General features: G+C 45.4%; 16 protein-coding genes. 14 read left to right on the top strand and 2 right to left on the bottom strand.

Annotation, left to right across the window (positions count from 1 at the left end):
* The first annotated feature begins 11 nt into the window (after positions 1-11).
* The 8 genes from A3KS_RS0117755 (at position 12) to trpS (ending at position 7,071) form a co-directional block, all read left to right on the top strand.
* Entirely contained in the window at positions 12-368 is a 357-nt protein-coding gene (locus A3KS_RS0117755; RefSeq protein WP_026396036.1) for a DUF948 domain-containing protein, read from the top strand.
* A gap of 161 nt (positions 369-529) precedes the next feature.
* Complete coding sequence (locus tag A3KS_RS0117745; protein WP_026396035.1) at positions 530-850, top strand: STAS domain-containing protein; 321 nt, start codon at positions 530-532, stop codon at positions 848-850.
* A gap of 23 nt (positions 851-873) precedes the next feature.
* On the top strand, positions 874-1,287 hold the full coding sequence (locus A3KS_RS0117740) for an ATP-binding protein (protein ID WP_035356718.1): 414 nt from the start codon (positions 874-876) through the stop codon (positions 1,285-1,287).
* The gene (locus A3KS_RS0117735) at positions 1,223-2,029 is read left to right on the top strand and encodes a SigB/SigF/SigG family RNA polymerase sigma factor (protein WP_084505069.1); all 807 of its coding nucleotides are present in this window, start codon (positions 1,223-1,225) and stop codon (positions 2,027-2,029) included. Before A3KS_RS0117740 ends, A3KS_RS0117735 begins: the two co-directional genes overlap by 65 nt.
* 100 nt (positions 2,030-2,129) lie before the next feature.
* Positions 2,130-4,211 (top strand): elongation factor G, encoded by a 2,082-nt coding sequence (gene fusA / locus A3KS_RS0117730; protein ID WP_026396032.1) that lies wholly within the window; start codon positions 2,130-2,132, stop codon positions 4,209-4,211.
* Between the two features lie 357 nt (positions 4,212-4,568).
* Complete coding sequence (locus tag A3KS_RS0117725; protein ID WP_026396031.1) at positions 4,569-5,162, top strand: xanthine phosphoribosyltransferase; 594 nt, start codon at positions 4,569-4,571, stop codon at positions 5,160-5,162.
* Positions 5,163-5,166: 4 nt separating this feature from the next.
* Positions 5,167-5,979 (top strand): glutamate racemase, encoded by an 813-nt coding sequence (locus A3KS_RS0117720; protein WP_035356760.1) that lies wholly within the window; start codon positions 5,167-5,169, stop codon positions 5,977-5,979.
* Positions 5,980-6,060: 81 nt separating this feature from the next.
* Positions 6,061-7,071: a tryptophan--tRNA ligase gene (gene trpS / locus A3KS_RS0117715; protein ID WP_026396029.1), complete on the top strand. Its 1,011-nt coding sequence runs from the start codon at positions 6,061-6,063 to the stop codon at positions 7,069-7,071.
* A gap of 197 nt (positions 7,072-7,268) precedes the next feature.
* Here the strand turns inward: trpS and A3KS_RS0117710 are convergent, their stop codons facing one another.
* Complete coding sequence (locus A3KS_RS0117710; protein WP_026396028.1) at positions 7,269-8,456, bottom strand: IS110 family RNA-guided transposase; 1,188 nt, start codon at positions 8,454-8,456, stop codon at positions 7,269-7,271.
* A 283-nt stretch (positions 8,457-8,739) separates the two neighbouring features.
* Here A3KS_RS0117710 and A3KS_RS0117705 point away from each other — a divergent pair, with 283 nt between their 5' ends.
* The 3 genes from A3KS_RS0117705 to A3KS_RS22910 all read left to right on the top strand — a co-directional run bounded on the left by A3KS_RS0117705 (position 8,740) and on the right by A3KS_RS22910 (position 19,474).
* Positions 8,740-12,093 carry a PD-(D/E)XK nuclease family protein gene (locus A3KS_RS0117705; RefSeq protein WP_026396027.1) on the top strand — a complete coding sequence of 1,118 codons (3,354 nt, stop codon included), beginning with the start codon at positions 8,740-8,742 and terminating at the stop codon, positions 12,091-12,093.
* Positions 12,077-15,817 (top strand): helicase-exonuclease AddAB subunit AddA, encoded by a 3,741-nt coding sequence (addA, locus tag A3KS_RS0117700; RefSeq protein ID WP_026396026.1) that lies wholly within the window; start codon positions 12,077-12,079, stop codon positions 15,815-15,817. Before A3KS_RS0117705 ends, addA begins: the two co-directional genes overlap by 17 nt.
* Before the next feature lie 189 nt (positions 15,818-16,006).
* Complete coding sequence (locus A3KS_RS22910) at positions 16,007-19,474, top strand: ABC transporter permease (protein ID WP_026396025.1); 3,468 nt, start codon at positions 16,007-16,009, stop codon at positions 19,472-19,474.
* Between the two features lie 87 nt (positions 19,475-19,561).
* Here the strand turns inward: A3KS_RS22910 and A3KS_RS22905 are convergent, their stop codons facing one another.
* The gene (locus A3KS_RS22905) at positions 19,562-21,328 is read right to left on the bottom strand and encodes a S8 family serine peptidase (protein ID WP_026396024.1); all 1,767 of its coding nucleotides are present in this window, start codon (positions 21,326-21,328) and stop codon (positions 19,562-19,564) included.
* 297 nt (positions 21,329-21,625) lie between these two features.
* Here A3KS_RS22905 and A3KS_RS0117685 point away from each other — a divergent pair, with 297 nt between their 5' ends.
* From A3KS_RS0117685 to A3KS_RS0117675, 3 genes are read left to right on the top strand one after another with little or no spacing between them, the layout of a single operon-like run.
* The gene (locus tag A3KS_RS0117685) at positions 21,626-22,636 is read left to right on the top strand and encodes an ABC transporter substrate-binding protein (protein WP_035356715.1); all 1,011 of its coding nucleotides are present in this window, start codon (positions 21,626-21,628) and stop codon (positions 22,634-22,636) included.
* On the top strand, positions 22,608-23,405 hold the full coding sequence (locus A3KS_RS21885) for an ABC transporter permease (RefSeq protein ID WP_035356713.1): 798 nt from the start codon (positions 22,608-22,610) through the stop codon (positions 23,403-23,405). Before A3KS_RS0117685 ends, A3KS_RS21885 begins: the two co-directional genes overlap by 29 nt.
* Entirely contained in the window at positions 23,390-24,046 is a 657-nt protein-coding gene (locus A3KS_RS0117675; protein WP_026396022.1) for an ABC transporter ATP-binding protein, read from the top strand. Before A3KS_RS21885 ends, A3KS_RS0117675 begins: the two co-directional genes overlap by 16 nt.
* Positions 24,047-24,075: the final 29 nt, after the last annotated feature.

The raw sequence follows: 24,075 nt of genomic DNA, 5'->3' as shown, positions 1-24,075 counted from the left end.
GGAAGCTATAAATGATAACCTTAAATTTTAGCTTGTGGGAATTAGCGCTTTTATTAGTAGGGGTTGCTTTTGTAGTCGGAACGGTTTATTTGGTTAAGCTGTTTAAAAGTCTGGCAGCCACCTTTGACACAACCACCAAGCTGATGGAAGATAATCGTCTGGCACTTCGTAGTATTATGGAAAATGCTGATGATATAACCAAATCCACAGCACATATCGTGGATAAGTCCAGTTTGATGGTGGATGAGGTTGAAGTAGCATTGAATACCATCAAACATGACGTAATTGATCCAGTAGTGAAGGCTGCATCAGTATTAAAAAGAGGCTTGGGAGTTTTTCAAACCAGGAATAGAAAAGATAAGGTATAGGCCGTGGATTACAGCCCTAGGCCCAATGACGGTGATTACCTCATTGGGTCTAGTTTTGGATTTATGCGAAAACCGGCAGTTGGCGACCGCCTGCGAAATGAAAGCGCAGTGAATAAAAGTGGCTTTCTTTTCAAACAGATTAATTGTGAAATGGAGATTTTATGAACAGCAATAACATAATTGAAACGGGAAAAACAAGTATGGTCAGTATTAAAGGCGAAATCGACATTTATTCCATAGAAAAATTCAGAGCGTCAATTGAAAAAGAAATTATGACCCAGGCAACACAAATCATTCTGGATTGTTCCGAGTTATCCTATATGGACAGCACCGGCATGGGCGTTTTAATCGAGTTGCGAAACAAGTCAAAAGAAATGGGACAACGGATTATTATGATGAATCCGCGGCCCAATATTAAAAAGCTATTATCCCTTACCGGGGTCGATAAAATAATTGAAATTGTAGACAATCCTGCTAACTAAGCAAATTGAGAAGGGGAAAAAGAATGGATAGTATAAAACTGACACTGCCAACAAAACCCGAATATGTCAGCTTGGCGCGTCTTACAATTGCGTCAGTGGCAAACAATATGGGCTTTTCCATTGGCGATGTTGAAGATCTGAAGGTGGCAGTATCCGAGGCCTGCACAAACGCCTTGAACCATAGTAAGAATCCAGATACAACCTATGATTTAACCTATATTGTGGAAAATCAGAAGCTGGTCTTTACGGTAACCGATCGGGGTATTGGTTTTGAACCAGAGGAAGTAGCGATGCCAGATCTTAATGGCAAACAATTGGGTGGCTTTGGTATATTTATCATCAAATCACTAATGGATAGGGTGGAAATTATTAGTGAGAGAGGATCTGGAACCTCAATTACCATGGTTAAGAACCTATCGACGACCCATGAAGTATGAGCGAAAAATCAGTAAAGAAGATGTCAAAAAGTTATTTGCCGAATACGAAGAAACGAGAGATCGGGAGTTAAGAGATCTGATTATTGAAAATTATCTTTACATACCAAAAATTCTATCGCGAAAATATGGGCATAAAAGTGGGGATAATGAAGATATTTTTCAGGTTGCCTGTTTAGGTTTAATGTATGCGGTGGAGCGGTTTGATGTCAGTCGCGGCTATGAGTTTGATACCTTTGCGACACCAACAATTATCGGTGAAATAAAACGTTATTACCGGGATCGGGAATGGCTGATTCGTATTCCAAGGAAGGTCCAGGACCTTAATCGGGAGATTAATCAAACCCGGACAACGCTGGAACACAAGCTGATGCGATCACCGACCATATCTGAAATTGCTGTCTATCTGGAAATATCAGAAGAGAGCATTATTAAAGCCATGGAAAGCAGCAATGCTTATTATCCCAAATCTTTATCGATGGAGTATGAAAGCAATCAGGATGGCCAGGAAGTCAGTTTGATGGATCTATTGGGAAACCTGGATAACAATATGGAAAATGTCGAAAACATTGACCTTTTAAAGCAAAAAATTCAATCGTTAAATCCGGTCGAAAGGATTATTGTCGAACAACGATTTTTTCGGGGAAAAACGCAAAAAGAAGTAGCAGAGTATATTAATAAATCCCAAACGACGGTATCGCGAATTGAAAAAAAAGTTATGAAAAAAATAAAAGAGGATCTATAAATAAATGTTTTTGTGGATTATTTTTTAGAAATATTATAAAATAGCCTTATACCAAAAAAACAATTAAATCATTGGCAAAAATAAGCGAGGGGGAAACAGCATGAAAACGTATCCAACAAAGAACATCCGTAATATCCTTATACTAGGTCACGGTGGGAGCGGAAAAACAACCTTGACTGAAGCATTGGCATTTAATGCAGGTGCCGTTGATCGTATGGGAAAAATTGACGAGGGAAACACCCTATCGGACTTTGATCCGGAAGAAAAAAGACGAAAGTTTTCAATTTCTTCATCTATTATTCCTTTAGAATTTGGTGGACATAAGATCAATCTTATTGATGTGCCAGGTTATTTTGATTTTATTGGTGATGCCTATGCGGCACTTCGAGTGGCAGATGCGGTTGTTATCGTTCTTGACGCACTGTCTGGCGTTCAGGTTGGAACCGAAAAAGCCATTGAACTTCTAGAAAAAGCAAATATTCCAGCAATAATCGTTGTTAATAAAATGGACCGGGAAAACGCTACCTTTTCAAAGGTTATGGATGAATTGAAAGAGACATTCGGCAATAAGGTCGTGCCTTTTGAATTACCGATGGGTGAGGGCGAAGCCATGAATGGGGTTGTTAACATCGTTGATTTGACTGGTAGTCAGAGAAAAGATAACCGTTGTTTTGATGTACCGATCACCGACGAAATGAAGGCCGAACTGGAACCCTATCGGGATATGATTATGGAATCGGTGGCTCAGACCAGCGAAAGTCTGATGGAAAAATATTTTGAAGGTGAAGAACTGACCCAGAATGAAATCCATACCGGTATCCGTCAGGGGATCGATAACGGCGAATTAATCCCGGTATTATGTACGTCAGCTACATTAAACATAGGGGTGGAAACCCTTGAAAATATGATCATTGAATATCTTCCGTCACCAGGTAAGGGGAAATTTGAAGTTGGCAAAGATCCCCGGGATAAAAAAGAAATCGAACGTAAATGCAGCAACAACGAACCTTTTTCGGCACTGGTATTTAAAACAGTTGCAGATCCCTATGTTGGCAAGCTATCAATTTTCAAAGTGATGTCAGGAGTTTTGGATCATTCTGTCGAGGTATATAATGCAACGCAGGAAGTAAAAGAAAAAGCTAATCATATTTATGTTTTAAGAGGAAATAAACAGATCGAGGTTGAAAAACTGGAAGCTGGGGATATCGGAGCGTTTTCCAAGTTAAATGATACAGTCACCGGGGATACACTAACCAGCATCAAGTCGCCGATCGTTTATGATAAAATTGAATTGCCAAAACCGATTATCGCCATGGCCATTGAACCAAAAACCAAGGCTGATATTGACAAACTGGCCACCGGCCTGCATCGATTGGTGGAAGAAGATCCAACCATGACGGTAAGTCGTAATAAAGAAACCAAGCAAACCCTGGTATCTGGTTTGGGCGAAATGCATCTGGAAATTATTTCTCAAAAACTGAAACAGAAATTTGGGGTTGATGTCAATCTGGTTGACATGAAGGTTCCCTACCGGGAAACCATTAAGAAAAAAGCAACTGCCGAAGGAAAACACAAAAAACAATCTGGTGGTAGCGGTCAGTTTGGTCATGTCTGGATTGATTTTGAACCGGGCAATGATCCCAATGCACCGTTTGAATTTGTTGACAAGGTTGTTGGAGGCGCGGTACCCCGAAACTTTATTCCGGCTGTTGAAAAAGGTCTCGAAAACTGTATGATTGAAGGGGTTCTGGCCGGCTATCCGGTAACTGGCGTTAGAGCGACTTTATACGATGGTTCCTACCACGCCGTGGATTCTGATGAAATGTCCTTTAAAATGGCCGCTACTGCGGCATACCGTAAAGGTATGAAAGAGGCAGCACCCGTTATTTTGGAACCCATCTATCACATTGATATCACCGTGCCGGAAGAGTACATGGGTGATATTATGGGCGATTTAAACAAGAAACGCGGACGAATTATGGGAATGGAATCAGCATCAGGTGGAAAACAACGAATCCTGGCTGAGGCACCCCTGGCCGAGATGTTTAAGTATGCCACCGAGTTACGCTCCATGACTCAGGCCAGAGGCGAATTCGCTATGGAATTTGTCCGTTATGAAGAAGCTCCGATGATTATTTCAGAAAAAGTAATCGCTGCAGCACAAAAAGAAAAAGCACAATAAGTGATAAACTCTACATTAAGCGGGAAGAAATTCCCGCTTTTCTTTGCGTGAAGGCAACGAGCCAATCACAAGCTTGCTTGTAGTTGGCGACTGCCCGCGAACGACGATGAAGCGAAGCGGAATCGTGGTTGCGTGAAGGCAACGAGCCNATCACAAGCTTGCTTGTAGTTGGCGGCTGCCCGCGAACGACGATGAAGCATAGCGGAATCGTGGTTGCGTGAAGGCAACGAGCCAATCACAAGCTTGCTTGTAGTTGACGACTGCCCACGAACTCGGATAAAGCAAAGCGGAATCGTGGTTGTCCAAATTGACGAGAGTATGTTATAATAATTCGATTAGGATACGAAGGAGCTATCAATGGAATTATTAGAGAAAAAAATCAGACAAGAAGGTCGTGTCAAAGGCCAGGGAATCCTCAAGGTGGATTCTTTTTTAAATCATCAATTGGATGTGGAACTATTCGAAGAAATGGGAAAGGCTTTTGCCAAACGCTTTGCCGGAGAGGGAGTCAACAAAATCCTGACCATTGAGACATCAGGAATTGCCATTGCCACCAGCACGGCCAGATATTTTGACTATTGTCCGGTGGTTTTTGGAAAAAAATATGTATCATTAAATTTAGACGAGGAAATCTATTCCAGTGATGTCTATTCCTATACCAAACAGCAGGCTTATAAAATTATGGTATCAAAAAAATATCTCAACCCGACGGATCGTATTTTAATAATCGATGATTTTCTGGCCAATGGTAAGGCAGTCGAAGCCTTAATTGATTTAATCAATCAGGCCGGTGCCACGCTGGTGGGCGTGGGTATTGCCATTGAAAAAGGATTTCAGGATGGTGGGGCGATAATCCGTCAACAGGGAATTGCGCTGGAATCTTTGGCTATCATTGACGATATGAGCGAGGAAAAAGGAATAACCTTCCGTGATCAATCAGGAAAGAAGTGAAAAGATGGACAACAATGGACCCATTGGCGTCATCGATTCGGGCATCGGTGGTTTTACCGTACTGAAAGCACTGCAAGACCGGCTACCCAATGAAAACTATCTCTATTTTGGTGATTCGATGCGAATGCCCTATGGAGAGCGGGAAAATGACGAGTTGATCATGCTGGCCAATACCATTATCAGCGATCTGGAAAATAGAGGGGTTAAAGCTGTGGTTTTAGCCTGCAATACCCTTTCTTCACTGATTGTTGAGCTCAGCGCCCGGGTGCCGCTATTCAGCGTTATCGAAGCCGGTGTCCAGGAAACTCTGAACTGGCGGGACCGGGGCCTGGTTGGACTGATCGCCACTACGGCCACAGTAAAAAACCGGGGCTATGAAAAGGAACTGGAACTGTGGACCAAAGAGGTCGAGTACATTGCCCAGGGAACGCATACGCTGGCCAAGGTCATCAACGATGGCCAGGGTGATTTGAAAATATTAAAGAATAATATCAGAGAAGCTGTTGAACCGATTTTATTAAAGGGTATCAAAAAAGGCATCGTTATCGAAGAGCTGTTACTAGGGTGTACACATTTTCCAATTGTGGCGGTCACGATCCGACAAATGTACCCGGAGCTTGAGCTGATCAACCCGGCCAATGGTCTGGTTCGGCAATTAAACAAGCACCTGACCGAGTTTAACTATTTCAATAACCAGGAGGAAATGGGTCGCACCCAAATTCTCACCACCGCCGATTATGATATTTTTGAACGGATGATCAAAGAATTGGAACTTGATTGTGATTCTCTGGAACTGACAGAATTGAAATTACCATAAACTGTTCAGAATAGAATTTTAAAAAGATCATGGCGGTTGCTACAAGCTAAGAATCAACTGCCAGTAGAATAAGGAGTAACTATGACAACAGAAGCACCAGTAAAAAAAATAGTATATAGTGGCATCCAGCCATCGGGAACCTTTACCATTGGAAATTATTTTGGCGCCATGAAAAACTGGGTAACGATGCAAGAGGACTATCGCAGTCTTTTTTGCGTGGTGGATCTTCATGCCATCACTATGCCCCAAAACCCGGCCGATCTGCGAAGGCGGACCTATGAATCGATTGCACTGCTGTTAGCCTTGGGTATTGATCCCGAAAAATCGATTCTTTATGTCCAATCGATGGTACCGGAGCATTCGGAACTGGCCTGGATTTTAAACTGTTCAACCTATATGGGCGAACTGAGCCGGATGACCCAATTTAAAGATAAATCCCAAAAGCAGGGAGAAAATATCCGGGTTGGTCTTTTTGACTATCCGGTGCTGATGGCCGCGGACATTCTGCTTTATCAAACCGATTTAGTGCCGGTGGGCAATGATCAGCGGCAGCATGTGGAATTGGCCCGGGATATTGCCATTCGGTTTAACCAGAATTTCGGTAATGTGTTTAAGGTGCCAGAAGCTTATTTTGGTGAATCCGGGGCGCGTATTATGAGTCTTCAGGAACCCGAACGAAAAATGTCCAAGTCGGACGATAATACAAATGCCTTTATCTCATTGCTGGACGACTCCAAAACCATTGTCAAAAAGTTTAAACGGGCGGTCACCGACTCGGATATGGCCGTTTATCATAATCGTGAAGAAAAACCTGGGGTTTCCAATTTAATGGAAATCTATTCCTGTGCCACCGGAAAAAGCCTGGATGAGATTACCCGGGAATTTGACGGTAAGGGTTATGGCGATTTCAAGTTGGCCGTTGGCGAAACGGTCGCCGATACCCTGTTGCCGGTGCAAAACGAGTATCACCGGCTGTTGGGTGAGAAGGCTTATCTGGAACAGATCATGCATGTTCATGCCGAAAAGGCTTCCCAGATTGCCTGGCGAACCCTGTCAAAGGTGCGCAAAAAAGTAGGTTTTGTGACCGTATAATATTCAGGACAGTTTTGATCACCATCTTTTGAAAAGGGATGGTGATTTTTTAAAATAGCGGATAATTCGTGGTGTGATAATTCAGAAAGACCAACTATAAAAAGTCAACAGGTTGAGAGAAAAAAACGAGGAAAAGCATATGAATAAAAATGCATGACAAAAAGACCTGAAAAACAGGTGAGAAAAGAAGGAGTTAATCATTCTTTTCGAAGTTGAACTTTGTATGCGATATTGTTTTTCAGGATGGCATGGATGGTATAACACATTTTTCTTGAAACAGCGCCAAGAGCAGTTAAATGATGTTTGCCTTCAGCCCGTTTTTTCTGGTAATAAGCTTTAAAAACTGGATCATGATGAGATGCGACAAGGGAAGCCTGGAAAATGGCTTTACGAAGATACGGCGAACCGCGTTTACTCATATGATTATTGTTGCTGCTGTATTCACCGGATTGATTGACGGAGGCATCAATCCCGGCATAGGCGACAAGTTTTGCCGGAGTAGAAAACCGCTCAATATCACCAATTTCTGAAAGAATAGTTGCTCCGGTAACCGGGCCAATACCAGGGATAGTGAAAATAGGCGAATTGAATTTTTCAACGATAGTTGATATTTGATTGTCCAGCTCGGTAATTTGGAGTTGAATGAAGTCAATCTGTTCAACAAGAATCTTTAATTGAAGGTGAAAACTGTCAAGAGCAAACTTGATGCCAAAGGAATCTCTGGAAAGGTCGGCGATCTGATTTATTTTTGAAGCAGCAAATTTTTTGAGCTTAATTTCAGACAGAATGGACGCCAATTGTTCACAACTGACAGCTTCAAAGTCACTTAATAAGCTGAAGTTTTTTAGAATTTCTTTTGATGTCTGACCGAAGATATCCGAAAACACCCCAGCATACTCTGGAAAGATCTGATCAAGAATACAAATGGTCTTTCGTTTAAGATCGCTGATTGAACCAACGAGATAATTTCTGAATCGGCAAAGGTTACGCAGTGCAAGGGTATTTTCGTCAGCCAGAGAAGTTTCAAAGAAATCGCCATATCGAATCAGATCAGCAATCAGAAGTGAATCAATAATATCCGTTTTACGTTTACGGATTTCGACTCCTTTTCGCCAACCATCAGTTTGGATGGGATTGATAACGTGAATAAGAAAGTCTTGTTCAACGAGAAACGAATAAAGAGACAGCCAATAATGACCAGTTGCTTCCATGCCGATTGCCAGATCAGAAGGGGAAGCAATGAAATTACCAACGGTTTTGAGAAGACTCTCACCTCCGCTGGTTGAGTTTGAAAAAGAAAAGGCTTTAAACAAAGTCTTGCCATTTTTATCAATCAAAGAAGCCACATGAGTATTTTTTCCAATATCAATTCCGAGGTAATGCATAGGACCACCTTAAAAAAGTATTTTAGATAGGATCCCCTGACTAATAAACGTTACTGCCTTGTCTGATATTCGAAGTACTCCCGTGAGTCAACATCCAACTTATCCGTAATCAGTTTATCGGACAGAGGTGTCAGTCTTTCAAGTGCGAAGTCAATGCTTCAAGGAAAAAACGACATCACTCTATCTAATAACTAGATTATACACGGTTGCGTATAATCTTGCAGCCAATAAAGGATTATAGGTTGCCTTTACTAACCTAAATTTATTATACAAGGAAAAACGGATGGGAATTACAATGATCGTGGGCCGGCAATCTCAGGTTTTGAGTGAGGCGGTTTATCACCAGATCGGTGCGGCGCTGGATGCGGGTAAAGAAAAACTCTATTTAATGGTTCCGGAACAGTTTACTCTTGGGGCTGAAGAAGCCTTGATCAAGGCCAATGGCCTGGCTGGACTGCTGAATGTGGAAGTGCTGAGTCCCAAACGGCTGGGAAACCGGGTCCTACAGGAAACCGGCGGTCTTACCAAGACCTATATGGACAGTCACGGAAAAAATATGCTGCTACAAAAAACCCTGGGGGACATTCAGGAACAATTGACCATTTATCGTTCCAGTGTTAAAAAGCCCGGTTTTCTGATCAGTATTGCGGATCTGATTGCCGAACTCAAACAGAATGAGATTGCCCCGGAAAATCTGGAACAGACCAGAAAGACTCTGAGTCAGGGAATCATGCCCCAGAAATTGGGGGATGTGATCAAAATCTATCGCCATTTTCAGGAATTGCTGGGAAATGATCGTAAAGATGAAGAAGACTTTCGCAATTTCGTCTGCGAAAAAATACCAACGGCAGAATTTCTGCAAAATAGCGAAATTTGGATGGATGGCTTTCAGAATTTCTCAGCTCAGGATTACCGCATGATTGGAAATCTGGTCGATACGGTCAAAGAAATCCATATTGCCCTGCCCTGGGACCCGGATCCATCAGCACGGGACCAGGAAGTTTTTCAATTGACCGCCAATACCATGGACAACCTCAAAGAAATTGGGGCCAGAGCGCAGGTTGCATTTAAATTGGAAAAGATTTCCGGGAAAAATCAAACAAGTCCGGAGCTGGCCCATCTGGAGGCTAATCTCTTTGCTTATCCCAAGCTCGAATACCCGGAAGCAGTCAAGCAGATCAGCCTGACCCAGTGCCAGAATACCTGGGAAGAGGTGGAAATGGGCGCCCGCAAGATTCTTGAGTTGATTCGGGAAGAAGGGCTGTCCTTTCGGGATATGGTGGTTCTGGCCGGAGATCTGGAAGAATATGGTAGTATTATCAAGCGTATTTTTACCCAGTATCAGATCCCCTTTTTTATGGATGATCTCCGTGCCATCGGGGATAATCATCTGATCGAAGCAGTCGTAACGGCTTTGGAGGTGATCCAGAATAATTACCGGCTTGATGATGTTTTCGGTTTTGTGAAAACCGGCTTTTCACCGATCACTCTGTCCGAATGCGAAGATCTGGAAAATTATGCCCTGGAGTTTGGTATCCGGGGTAAACAATGGGACCAGGAATTTACCAAAGTCAGCCAGAATCCGGCGCTGGATCTGGGCAACCTTAATCAGCTACGGCTTAAACTGATTACCCCCCTGACCCAGCTCAAAGCGGATCTGAAGGCTGGCCGAAGCTGCCAGGATTATACCCGATCCCTCTATGAATTTCTGGTAAGGATCAAAACCCCGGAAAAAATAGAAGCTCTGGTGGAACAGCTATCAGAATCAGGTAATTATGAAGCCATGGAAATTTACCACCAGATCTGGAATATTCTGATGGAAGTTTTTGATCAGATTGTCGAAACGATGGGAAATGATGAAACGACCAGGGAAGAATACCTGCGGATTTTAAAAAGTGGCTTTCAGGGCTATCGTTTGGGAATTATCCCGCCTTATCGGGACTATGTCAGCATCACCGATCTGCGCCGGAGCCGCAGCTCGGCCTTTGAAGTCTTGATTGTATTTGGACTGAACGAAGGAAAAATTCCCGGTAGCGGCAGCGAACCCAACCTTTTCTCGGATCTGGAACGGCAGATTCTCGGCGCTCACCAGATCCGACTGCAAAATAATCGCAGTTTTCAAATGGATCAGGAACGGTTTCTGGTTTATGATCTATTATCCAAACCTAAATCCCGGTTGGCGCTCCATTGGGCTTTAGCCGATATGGAAGGCAACAGCCAGCAGCCCAGCATTCTGCTGAGCCAGATTCTGGGAATCTTTCCGAAGATTGAGATCTTATCGACCCTGAATGACGGCGTGGCGGCATTCTGGAATACCCTCAGCACCCCCGATGCGACCCTCTGGCATTTGATCAGGCATCTTCGCGACAGCCGGTCCGAGGCTGGTTCGACCCAGCAGCTGGAAGAGGCCCTGTGGGCAGAGGTACAAGACTGGTATCAAAACAATCCGGATTACCAACAAATAATCAGCAATCTGACTGAGGCCCTGAACTATGCCGGGGTTTCCCAGGCTATGACCGGGACCGAGGCTGCTGTTCTTTATGGCAAAAACCTGCGGACCAGTATTACCCGCTTGGAAACCCACCGCCAATGCCCCTTTTCCCATTATGTCAGATACGGCTTAAAACCCGAGAGCCGGCCTATTTATAATATTGCCGCCCCGGAAATCGGTACCCTGCTCCATGAACTGATCGACGGCTTTTTTCGGGAAGTCCACGAACAAAAACTTGATCTGCGTACGCTGCCCAAAAATCAGCGGGATAACCTGCTGGAAGGAGTGATGGAAAGCTGCCTGCCACAAATTAAAACCAATGTCTTTAACAGTACCGGCCAAAATCAGTACCTGGGAAAAAAACTGGAACGGGTCGGAAAAAAGTCGATTGATATCCTGGTGCAACAACTATGTGCCGGGGATTTTGAACCCCAGGCTACCGAGTTCAGCTTTGAACAGGAGTTAAGCCTGCCGGATGCGAAACTGGGTGAAGTGAAGATCTATGGCAAGATCGACCGGCTGGATCTCTACGAAAAAGACGGTCATACCTGGGTTAAGGTCATTGACTATAAAACCGGCAGTAAGAAACTGGGTTATGATGACATCTATTATGGCCTTTCGCTTCAGTTGCTGGTGTATCTGGATGGGGCCATGACGGTTATTGATGCCGAAGATATTCTGCCCGGCGGAACCTTCTACTTTTACGTCGATGACCCGATGCCACGGTTGGACTTTGGTGAGAATGTGCTGGCTGCCATCAATAAGTCCTTTAAACTCAATGGGCTGCTACTGGACGACGAAATGGTTATCGCTGCCATGGATCATGAAGCGGACGGAAAAAAATCTGATATTCTGCCGGTTTATCGGTCGGAATTCAAGCTTAACCGGGAAGAATTTACCGGTATCATCGACTATGTCCGCAAAACCGTGATCCGACAGATCAAAAATATTTATGAGGGTGATATCAAGATCCGACCCTATAAAAAAGGCCATGACTATGCCTGTCAATATTGTGATTACAAGGGCATCTGCCAGTTTGATGACGCGATCACCCGGGGGGGGTATGAGGTGCTGAAAGCAGCGATGAAGAAAGAACAGTTTTTTACATTAATTCAGGAAGGTGAAAGCGATGAAATGGACAAGTGATCAGTTAAAAGCGATCGAAAACCGGGAAACCAACATGCTGGTTTCAGCCGCTGCCGGGTCAGGAAAAACAGCGCTGCTGATCCAGCGGATTATCCGCATTGTCCGGGAAGAAAAGGTGGGCGTTGATGAACTGTTGATTCTGACCTTTACCCGGGGCGCTGCCGGAGAAATGAAAAATCGCCTTAGCCAGGCACTGGCCCGGGAACTGGAAAACCCCGAAAATGACCGCAGCTTTTTAATGAAGCAAATGAATATTTTAGGAGGCGCTTCTATTTCCACCCTCCATTCGTTTTGTCTCAGCGTATTACGTCAGTATTTTCATAAGGGCGATATCGACCCCGGCTTTGCCATTGGTAATGATACCGAAATCGCCTTAATGCTCAAAGAAACCCTGGAAGAGGTATTCGAAGATGAATACCAGCAGGCGATCGCGGATAAAAATATCGTGAATGAAAATATCGTTCAGAAAAATTCAGAAGAGGTGGATCCCAATCAGGAAAAAAATCAGAAAAAAAATGAGCAGGACATCGATTTACTCGATTTGGTCGAAAAATATAGCGGTAATAAAAATGATCAGGCCTTAAAAGACACGGTGGAAAGCTTGTATCGCTTTCTGGCCACCCAGCCTAATCCCAAAAGTTGGAGCCACCAGGCCCTGGCGTTGTTTGATTGCGATCAAAAAAGCCTGGAAACCTCGGTGTGGGGAGAATCCCTGAAAAAAATAATTAAAACCGAGCTTCAGGGTGCGATGGATTCGGCCATCAAAGCCCGGGACATCAGCGCAGTTGCGGGTTTTGAGAAAACCCATGAACAGATGAAAAGCGAAGTGGTGATGCTGGAAACGCTGGAAAAAACGATTCGAGCCGATCTGGTGCAGGGGCTTGAAGCTTTAAAAACCCTGAGCTATGAGCGCTTCAAAGGGACGGCTAAAGTGGATAAGGAACACAATGAGCAGATTAAAAAATATCGGGATGAAGCTAAAACCGGTATTGCAGGGCTACAGAAACGTTTTGCTATTAATATTGATGAAATGGTCGCGGAACTCAATGAACTGAAAAAACCGATGACCGATCTGGTCGCGCTGACGCAGAAATTCTGGACTGCCTTTCAGGCCAAAAAAGCCCAGAAAAACCTGGTCGATTACAATGACCTGGAACAGCTGACGCTTAAAATTCTAATGGACCCGGAAGTGGCCGATGAGGTTCGCGCCCGCTATCGCTATATTTTTCTGGATGAATATCAGGATACCAATGAAATGCAGGAAACCATTCTCCAGCAGATTGTTCGGAATAATAATTATTTTATGGTCGGCGATGTTAAACAGAGCATTTATCGATTTCGGTTGGCCGATCCGACCATCTTTATCGGCAAGTATGAAAGCTTTGGCAGGGATGAAAACCCCAACAACAGTCTGGTCACCCTGAATCAGAATTTCCGATCGGCTCAGGGGGTGATCAACAGTGTTAATGCCATTTTCGAGAAGGTCATGAGCGCCGGATTGGGGGAAATTAATTATGACGAGCAGGCCCGGCTCAACAAGGGTCTACCCCATGAAGGGCCTTATCAAAAAACCGAAATCCATATTATTGAAGAGCAAAAAAAGGAAGTTGAGGCTGGTGATGTTCAGGCTTATGATGAGCAGGAACAGGAAGATGTAACCGCCGTGGAAGTTGAGGCCCGGTTTGTGGCTAATCAAATTCAGGCATTGGTGGGGACCACTTTTTTTGATACCCGCCATAATCAGGAACGAGCCATCAACTATGGTGATTTTGGCGTGCTGATGCGGAGTGTTGCCGGAAGAGGGGATGTCTATCTCAGGGTCTTCAGTGAAATGGGGATTCCCACTTATTTTGACGGCGGCACCAATTACTACGAATCGCTGGAAATCACGATGATCTTAAACCTGCTAAACCTGATGGATAACCAGCATCAGGATCTGCCGTTGTTGAGTATTATGACCTCGCCGATCGGCAATTTTACGACCACCGAATGTACCCGGTTGCGGATCGCCCACCCCCAGGGATTTTTTTATCAGGCAGTGGAAGCCTATTGCCAGGAAGAGTGCGATGAACTGTCCCAAAAACTGAGCGTCTTTTATCAAAAACTGACTGCTTGGCGAGATCAATCGAAGCTGATGCCAGTGGAAGATTTTCTCTGGAAAATCTATCTGGAGTCGGGATACTACGCCTTTGTGGGAGCCCTTCCCGGCGGCGAACAGCGGCAGTGTAATTTGCGAATCTTGTTGAAGCGGGCCGGGGACTATAAAAAATCGACCCTGAAAGGGCTGTATCAGTTCATTCGCTTTGTCGAAAACATGAAAAAACACAAACAGGATATTTCACCGCCAGCGATGGTCAGTAGTCATGAAGCAGTGGTGCGATTGATGACGATCCATAAAAGCAAGGGGCTGGAATTTCCGATCGTAATTTTGACCGGAATCGGGAAAGGCTTCAATAAACGTAGTAATTATAACCAGGTATTATTTCATAAGGATCTGGGGATCTGTCCGGATTATGTCAATCTGGAAAAACGGTTTAAACATAATTCCCTGGCTAAAGAGGTCTGCAAGGCGCAGAGTAATATCGAAATGCTCTCCGAAGAAATGCGGCTGCTTTATGTGGGGATGACCCGGGCTGAGGAAAAACTGGTGATTGTGGGAACGGTGAAAAACCGCGATAAAGCCTGGCAAAAATGGCATAATGAGCCGGACGAGTATCACCTCCTCAATGCCTCTAGTTTGCTGGACTGGGTGATGATGGGCGTATTGGCGGGCCGCGATCCGGCGCAGACCAATCTGGAGTTGGCAGATTTTGACATTGCTTACCATCAGGCTGATCAATTCACCGAAAAAGTGGGTCTGGGACTGGAAGATCAACAGGACCTGGCGGATCGTTCAACAGCGATCGATCCGGGGCTGGATAAGCCTGAAGCAGTATCGGAAAAGTCCCCAATTGGAATTTCACAGGCTGATCGGGAAGCCATTCACCAGCGTCTGGATTTCCGTTATCCAGCCAAAGCGGAGAACGAACTGCCCAGTAAGATGAGCGTAACCGAAATCAAGGATTATCAAAAAAGAGATCAGTCTGATGAACCGGAAGCGCTCAGAACACTTTCTCAAAAGCAGGAAAAACCGAAATTTATGGAGCAAAAACAGACGGATTTCACCGCCGCCCAACGAGGATCGGCACTCCATTTATTAATGGAAGTGGTCGACCTGAAACCAATCCGGGAGGAATTGCTAAATAATGGCCAATCAGCATTGCCGATGTTTCTGGAAAAATATCTGGCCAACCAGATTGAAGCCCTGATCCAAAAAGAATTTTTACCAGAAGTATTGGCCCGAACCATCAGCGTTGATAAACTAATCAGCTTTTATACCTCGACCCTGGGGATCAGGCTATTGTCAGCCGAAAAAATCAGGCGGGAAATACCCTTCAACTACGCTTACGCACCCGCTGAAATCCGGACAGTATGGGCGGGAGTCCCGGATAAGATCATCGTTCAGGGGATTATCGACTGTATTTTTATGGAAGACCACCAATGGGTCATTGTCGACTATAAGACCGATTATTTTAAAGATTCCTGTCTGCGGGAGGAAACCATTAAAGGCTACGAAATTCAAATCAATCTTTACGCCAAAGCCCTCACCGAATTAACCGGTATCCCGGTGAAGGAAAAATTTATCGGGTTGATTACGATGAAAGAAAATATCAGTATCCAGTGAGAGGGTAAATTATTTTAACGGTGAGTGGGTGTTTTCTTAATCAAAACATGGTAAAATATTGAAAGCAACGATGTTTTAGCTTAATGTAATCTCAAACCGCACTTAGGCCTCTGGGTTGAGGTTGGTTAGAGCCAATCAATAATCAGCGGCACCGCCGATAAATAAATTTTTATAATGAAGGACATATCAATGAAAGCATTGCAGAAAGATACATTCAGAGAAATAAAAAAATCGATCAACCGTTTTTTATCCATTGTCGCCATCATTGCTCTGGGTATCTGCTTTTTTGTGGGGGTTAAAACAACCGGCCCAAGCATGAAATATACAGTCAGTGAGTACTATCAGAACCAGCAGCTGATGGACATGCGGCTGGTTTCGACTTATGGATTTTTGCCGGCGGATGTGGATGCCGTTAAAAACACCCCCGGGGTGGCAACCGTGATGCCCAGCTATTCGGCGGATGTGATCATTGAGCGGGGTGATAAACGGCCGGTCATCAAATTAATGGCCTACCAGTCAGACCAGGTTCTGAATCAGCCGGTGCTGGTGGCCGGGCGGTTACCGGAAAATGCAGGGGAAATTCTGCTGGAACAGCCTCAGGAAGATAAGGGGATGGGGGTTTCCAGTCATATTTATCAACTGGGCGAAATGATCAAGCTCTTCCCGGAGGTTGGTGATAAAGCTTTGTCTGAATCGATCAAACGGGATCAATTCACCATCGTTGGTTTTGTCAGATCGCCGCAGTTTGTTTCTATTGAGCGGGGTAGTACCTCGGTTGGTCGGGGTGAAGTGGATTATTATGGTTTTATTCCTACTGAAAATTTTGCCTTTGAACGTTTCACTGAAGTTTATCTCTTATCTCAGGCCTCTGCCGACGGAGTTAATCCCTTTTCAGCCGAATACGAAGAAGCGATTGGTAGTCTGGAGAAACAATTAGAAGCCTTGGGTCTTCAGCAATTGGAAATCAATCATACCGATATTCTGGCCAAGGCTCAGGTCGAACTGGATAAGGGTCGGGCCAAGTACAACGATGGGGTGACCCAGTTTAATGAAGGAATTGCCCAGGGCGAGGCTACTCTGGCTGATGCCAGAAGTCAGTTGATTGACGGGGAGGCGGCCCTAAGTGCCGGTTGGGATGAATATAACACCACGATTGCCCAGACCGAGGCCCAGCTCGCCGACGCTCAGAATCAGATCGTCCAGGGGGAGACTGATTTGATTAACGGTGCGGGCACCTTAAAGCAGGAACTGGCCAAAGGTGAGGCACAACTGGAAACGCTGCGCCAGGGTATCACCGATTTAAGAAGCGGCATTGCTCAAATGGAAGCCCAGGATCCTTCCGGCCAGTTGCCGGCGCTGGAAGCCCAGTTGGCCGATCTGGAAAACCAGATTGCTCAGGGCGAAAGTGCCTTGGCAAACCTGACTACTATGCAGGCAGGAGTTGAAGCCCAGATACAGAGTCTGGATCCGGCGGCCCCAGATTATCAGGCGCAGCTGGCCGCTCTGGAAACCCAGTTGGCGGAGATTAACAGCCAGATTGCCGGAGTTGAAGCAGGGTTAGCTCAAGCTTATGCCGGAAAAAACCAGATCCAGCAGGGCATTGATGAAATTTACGCCTTTCAGGCCCAGTTAGCGGGAATGAAAACCCAGCTGGCCGAGTTGGAAGCAACCCTGCCCCAGGCCGAAGCTGCCCTTGCCCAGGCGGCCATCGACGGCGAGAATAAGCTGTCGGCTGGCTGGGCGACCCTGGCTGCCAGTAAGAACCAGCTCAATGCCGGAATTGCGGCCTTTGAGGCCGGTCGGGAAGATGGATTGAATACCCTGATTGCCTCCCAGGATCAATTGCAAGCTGGCTGGGCGGAGCTCCGTGATGGGGAAGCCCAGCTGGCGCAGAAACGGGCAGAGGGCGAGGCCGAACTGGCCAACGCTGCCAATGAGTTGGCCAAGGCTGAGGCGAAAATTGGTGATCTGGAATTTGGAAAATGGTATCTGTTCAACCGCGATGATAATCCCGGCTATACCAGTTACGGCGAAGATGCCCAGCGGATTGACAATATTTCCGGCGTGTTTCCGCTGATCTTTCTGTTGGTGGCAGCCTTGGTATCATTCACTACCATGACCCGAATGGTGGAAGAGCAACGGACCCAGATTGGAACCCTGAAAGCATTGGGTTACCGCCATTATCAGATTGGTTCGAAGTTTTTTGTCTATGCCTTATTGGCTGGTAGTATTGGTTCATTCATCGGTTTGCTTGTTGGCATCAATACCCTGCCGCATTTAATCGCCGGTGCCTATGGACTGCTCTATCAGGTTCCCGATTTGATCATCGCGCCACCATGGTTGCCAATTATTGTTTCCTGTCTGATTGCGATATCCTGTACCGTGGCGGCGGCCCTGATCGTGACTCATTATGAACTGAAAGAACACCCTTCGGAGTTGATGCGCCCCAAGGCCCCCAAGATCGGAAAACGGATTTTTCTGGAAAGTATGCCCTTTATCTGGAAACGGTTGGGCTTTATCGAAAAAGTTACCGCTCGTAATCTACTCCGTTACAAGGGTCGGTTTTTTATGACCGTGATTGGGATTGCCGGGTGTACGGCCCTGATTTTGGCCGGGTTCGGGTTGCAGGATGCAATCTTCTCGATGATCCCCCGGCAGTTTGAGAACATTACCGTCTTTGATGGTTACATGGCCTTAAAAAACGAAGGAACATTGGCTGAAAAGGCCGACTTCAAAAAAATCCTTGATAATGACACCCGGTTCAGCGAAAATATCCTGGCTCATCAATCCAAAATGACTATCGAAAAAGCCGGAACGGGCAGTGGCAAAGCAGCCTATCTATTTGTCCCGGAAACAGCTACGAAGATTGATCATTTTATTCACCTGCAAGATCGGAAATCAGGAGAAGCCATTAATCTGGAAGCGGCTGGTGCTGTTTTATCAGAAAAAGTTGCCAACAGCCTGGGACTGAAGGTAGGCGATACTATCCGGATCTATAATGATGATGAAAGTCATGAGGTGGTTTTGGGTGCTATTACCGAAAACTATCTGGAGAACTATCTCTATCTGTCTCCGGCGGTTTACGAAGAAGCCTTCGGAAAGGCCCTGACCGTAAATATGGCCTACGTCAATATTCCTGATACCTCAACGGATCTGGAAAATGCCATTGCCAATGAATGGCTGGCCAAAGATGGGGTGGTAGCAGTGAACTTCACCGGCAATATTGTCAAATCATCATCGGACAGTCTCAGCAGCTTAAGCATCGTGGTGGTGGTGATGCTGGTTTCTGCAGGAGCCCTGGCAGCGGTTGTTTTATATAACCTGACCAATATTAATATTTCCGAGCGAGTCCGGGAAATTGCCACCATCCGAGTTTTGGGATTTTATGACATGGAGGTGTATAAATACATTTTCCGGGAGAATATCGTTCTTTCGGTTATCGGGATCGTCGTCGGGTTATTCTTAGGCGTTCTGCTTGACGGCTTTATCATTACCACTGTGGAAACCGATATCGCCATGTTCGCCCGGGAAATTGAGCCCACCAGTTTTATCTATTCCGTGGTCTTTACCCTGGCCTTTACCTTTATCGTCAATATTCTGATGACACCAATTATTAAACGGATCAGTATGGTGGAGTCACTAAAATCGATCGAATAATCAAATCTGAAATCGAATAAAAGCCGACTGAAAATTATAAATTTCCAGTCGGCTTTTGAACGAGTTGCTATTGAATCTGCGGCCAGATCATATCGGGTTGGTGATAAACGAATCACCTGAGGTATCAAAGGGAGTTCCTTTGGGAACCACCATGATTTGAATGCTTTCCAGACGATAGCCATAGCCGGCGGTGCCAGATTGTTCATCAGCACCGGCCCAGCCGAGCCAACCGAGGTTTTGGACATGAGTACGATAGTAGAGATCAAATTGATCAGCGTCGGCACCGGTTAGCTTAATCTGAATTGCCTCGAGCCGGCGACCTTCGCCGGAGGTGCCGCTGGACTCACCGTTATAACGCCAGTCCTGCCAGCCGATGTCCTGGATATGGGTTCGATAGGTAACACCGACATCGTAGCCGGGATTATCCAAAGTAATACTGATGGCTTCCAACCGGTAACCTAAACCTGAGCTACCGCTCAGTTCGCCATTTCTTTTGAAATCTGGTTCCCAGCCGATATTTTGAATATGCGTTTTATACAGGGCGGTTAAGGGCTTGTCGGTTAGTACCTTTACTAAGGCCTGATCGAGTTGGATCAATCCATAACCAAAATAATCATCCTTACCCGGATCACCCAGATCCAGAGCAGTGGTCGTCAGAGCTGTTTCCACATCACTGGCACTCAGGTTGCCGTTGGCAGCCAGTAATACGCCGCAGGCACCGGCAACAATTGGTGATGAGAAAGAGGTACCGCTATCATAGGTATAACCGCCAGTAAAGGCGGTGGTATAAACATTTTCACCGGGGGCGGCGAGATCCACCATATTGTTATACTGGGAAAAAGAGGCCCGACCATTAGAACTATCGGTGGCAGCTACTGAAATAACGCCATCGTAGGAAGCCGGATAAGAAGCCAATCCGACCTCAGGATCAGTTATTTCCCCTTCATTCCCCGCTGAAGCGACCAGCACTTTGCCCCGGTCTTTAGCATATTGAATGGCAGCGGCTTCGCTATTGTTATATTCATAACCGCCATAGCTCATGTTAATGACCTTGATATCGGAACGATCAGCAGCATCCATTAAGGCGGCACAGATATTGGCAACCGAGAGACCTTTGGTGCCGACCCGGTACGGCGCAATTTTTACGTTGGCAGTTCCAGCCACACCGGACAGGCCGATGCCATTATCGGCGACGGCTGCAATAAAACCGCTGACCAGGGTTCCGTGGCCATCCTGATCAGTGACTTCGGTACTTTTAGTGACATAATCATAACCGCTAATAATTCGGCCGGCCAGATCCGGATGATTGGTGTTAAGCCCGGTATCTAAAACCGCAACGCCGATGGTTTCAGAATTGGCTACCTGGTCCCAGGTTTTGTCGGCACCGATACTGACAAACTGCCAGGCTTTGCCGTCGGTTACATAGGGATCATCAGGCAGGGAATAGGTTCTAATGACACGATTGCGATCAGCGACCAGAACATTGGGATTTTCATTCATGGTTTTGATGAACGCGTCGATGTCGACATCGCTTTTTACCTCCAGGACATCGACCCGATCTGAGACGGCTTCTCCGGATGCGATCTCATTGGTGGATAAAGAGAGACTTTGAACATTAAAGGGGCTGGTGTTCTTATAAATAATAACGACCTGCTGATCGATGTTGCCATTAGTGTCGACATCGGGAATTTCGGTAAGAGCATTGATGGTCATTTGATCGTTCACCTGCACTTCACTGGAATTAGATATCTCGCCGGAATGAACTGCTTCATTTGCCAGGATTGGAGCCGGCAGGAAAAACATCAACAGCGCAATACCGAACAAACTCAGGCGGTGTTTCTTTTTACTTTTCATGGGATTCTCCTTGGATATTTATGGGATTGTTACGGTCCTAAGTCTTGGACACGTTTTTAACGATTTTAAATAATTGCTGTCCAGATTATATCACATTTATCTACAGATTACCTTAGATGTAAGCTGAAATAACATTTGTCAGGAGTTTGATCAGATAATCGAATTTTTCCTCCTTCTTTTTCTTTTAAATAAACTATCTTCATGTTAGAATGATTACTATTGAAACGAATACCGTTTACCAGACAAAAGAGATTGATGTTTTGAACGGAATCAAAGGAAAAGGAAGAAAAAGAAAAGATGAAAAAGAAAATGAGTCAAAAAATGAATACCAGGAAATTAATGATCCTGGCTGGTTTGATGTTGGTGATGATCCTTGCTTTTACTGCCTGTCAGGCAAAACTGGCCGAGCCGCAAACCGTTAAAGTCGGAACCCTGGCTGGACCAACCGGAATGGGAATGGCAGAAATGATTGTCAATGGCGTCGACCTGGGCGAAAACGTCACCACTGAATTTACCGTGGCCGGTGCTCCAGATCAATTGACCGCCAGTGTAATCAGTGGTGAATTTCAGATTGCCGCACTGCCCAGTAATTTAGCGGCAGTACTATTTAACAAAACCGAGGGTCAGGTGGTTCTGGGATCCGTCAACACCCTGGGGGTGTTGTATATTGTGGCCGATGAAACCGCCGGCGTTGCCAGCATCGCCGATTTAAAGGGCAAAACCATTGTGGCCAGCGGACAGGGTTCGACCCCGGAATATGTGCTGAACTACTTACTGCAGAAAAATGGCTTGACCCCTGGGGTGGATGTCACCATTAATTATGTCGCCGAACACAGTGAGGCAGTGACTCAATTGGCTGCCGGACAAGCCACCATTGCGATGATTCCGGAACCGTTTGTGACCACCATCACCTCTAAAAAAGCAAATATCAAAGTAGCCGTGGACATGTCAAAAGCCTGGGAAGAAGCCAGCAATGGTTCCCAATTGCAAATGACGGCAGTCGTTGTCAATAAAGACTGGGCTGAAGCGAATCCGAAGGTGCTTGAACAATTCATGGAAGCCTACGAAGCATCCATCAATGCTGTGAATGACAATCCCGCCGAGGGTGCCCAAAATATTGTTGCAGCGGGGATTATGACTGATGCAACACTAGCAGAAAAAGCGATACCAAATTGTAATATCGTCTTTATTCCGGTTAAAGATGCTCAGGAATCTCTGAATGAATACTATACCATCTTAGCCGGATTTGAACCCAAAGCGGTTGGAGGAAAAGTTCCAGGTGAAGATTTCTACGTTCTTGGAAAATAAGCAGGACAAACCATTAAAAAAAATAATTGGTAAAATAGGAGTGGCCCTTTTCTGGGTGCTCCTTTGGGCCCTGGCGGCCCGGTGGGTCGACAGCCCGCTGGTGCTGCCTTCGCCGCTTAAAACCCTGGAAGGTGTGATTATCCTGGCTGGGGATTTTGAGTTTTTTGTGAGTATTGGGGTCACATTACTGCGGGTCTTTGGGGGCGTTTTTATTTCGGTACTCTTGGGACTGGTACTGGGCCTGGCCGGTGGACTCAACAAGCCTTTTTACGAGATCATGAATCCTTTCGTCAGTACCATCAAGTCGTTGCCAGTCGTTTCGGTGATCATTCTAATTAATCTATGGATTGCTTCCGGTCTGGTGCCCCTGGTAGTCACCTTCTTAATCTGCTTTCCGGTGACCTGGACAAATGTGGTACAGGGGGTGAGAGCCACCGATAAAAAACTGCTGGAAATGGCCAAAATTTATGATGTTGAACAGACCAGAATAATCCGGGATATTTATGTACCTTCGATAAAACCCTATGCTGTTTCGGCTTTGATGAACGCCATCGGTTTGGGATGGAAGGTCACGGTTACCGCCGAGGTGCTGGCCAATGCCCTGCCATCGATCGGAATGAATCTTTACTATTCAAAAATATATTTGGAAACCGATTTGCTTTTTTCCTGGACCCTGGTCATTGTGATCTGCAGTCTTGTTATCGAAAAAATTACCCTTTATGTGATTGGGAATAGTCGAAAGGGGGATGGTCAATGTCAATTATCATAAAAGACCTTAGTAAAATATATGGAGAGGAGACCATTTTTGAAGACTTTAATCTGGTCTTTGAAAAGCATAAAATAACCGGAATTCTGGGACCATCCGGGGCTGGCAAAACCACCCTCCTAAATCTCTGCAGCGGCTTGGATCAGCCTGATCGCGGAACGATTGAAGGGATTAATTTCCAGTCGATCTCCTACATTTTTCAGGAGCCGCGATTGTTGCCCTGGCGGACCGTGCGTGAAAATCTCCGCTTTGTCTTTAAAGAAAAAGCGATTAAAAAACCGGGCTCTCATGAGGCTGATATCGACGCCATGCTGGAATTGGTGGGATTGGCAACGGTGGGGGACTATTTTCCTCAGGAACTCAGCGGCGGGATGCGCCAGCGGGTTTCGATTGCCCGGGCGTTCCTCTACCCTTCTGAACTGTTACTGATGGATGAGCCCTTTAGCAGTCTGGATTGCTCGCTGAAAAACCGGTTGATTGAAGATTTTTCGAAGATTTGGGAGCAGGACAAACGGACAGTGATTTTTGTCAGCCATAATGAAGATGAAATCAGACGTTTAGCCGATGTGATCTTAACCTTTTCAGATAAACCCGTTCAGATTTTAAAAAAAGAACGTTTAAGTAATAATTCTAAAAAAATGTAAAGGCTTACCTGATGAAAAACTTATTTTCT

The organism is Acetobacterium malicum subsp. dehalogenans DSM 11527 (assembly GCF_000472665.1).
Classification (GTDB): domain Bacteria; phylum Bacillota; class Clostridia; order Eubacteriales; family Eubacteriaceae; genus Acetobacterium; species Acetobacterium malicum.
Note: the sequence above shows the minus strand (reverse complement) of the source record. Positions and strands in the feature narration are given on the sequence as shown.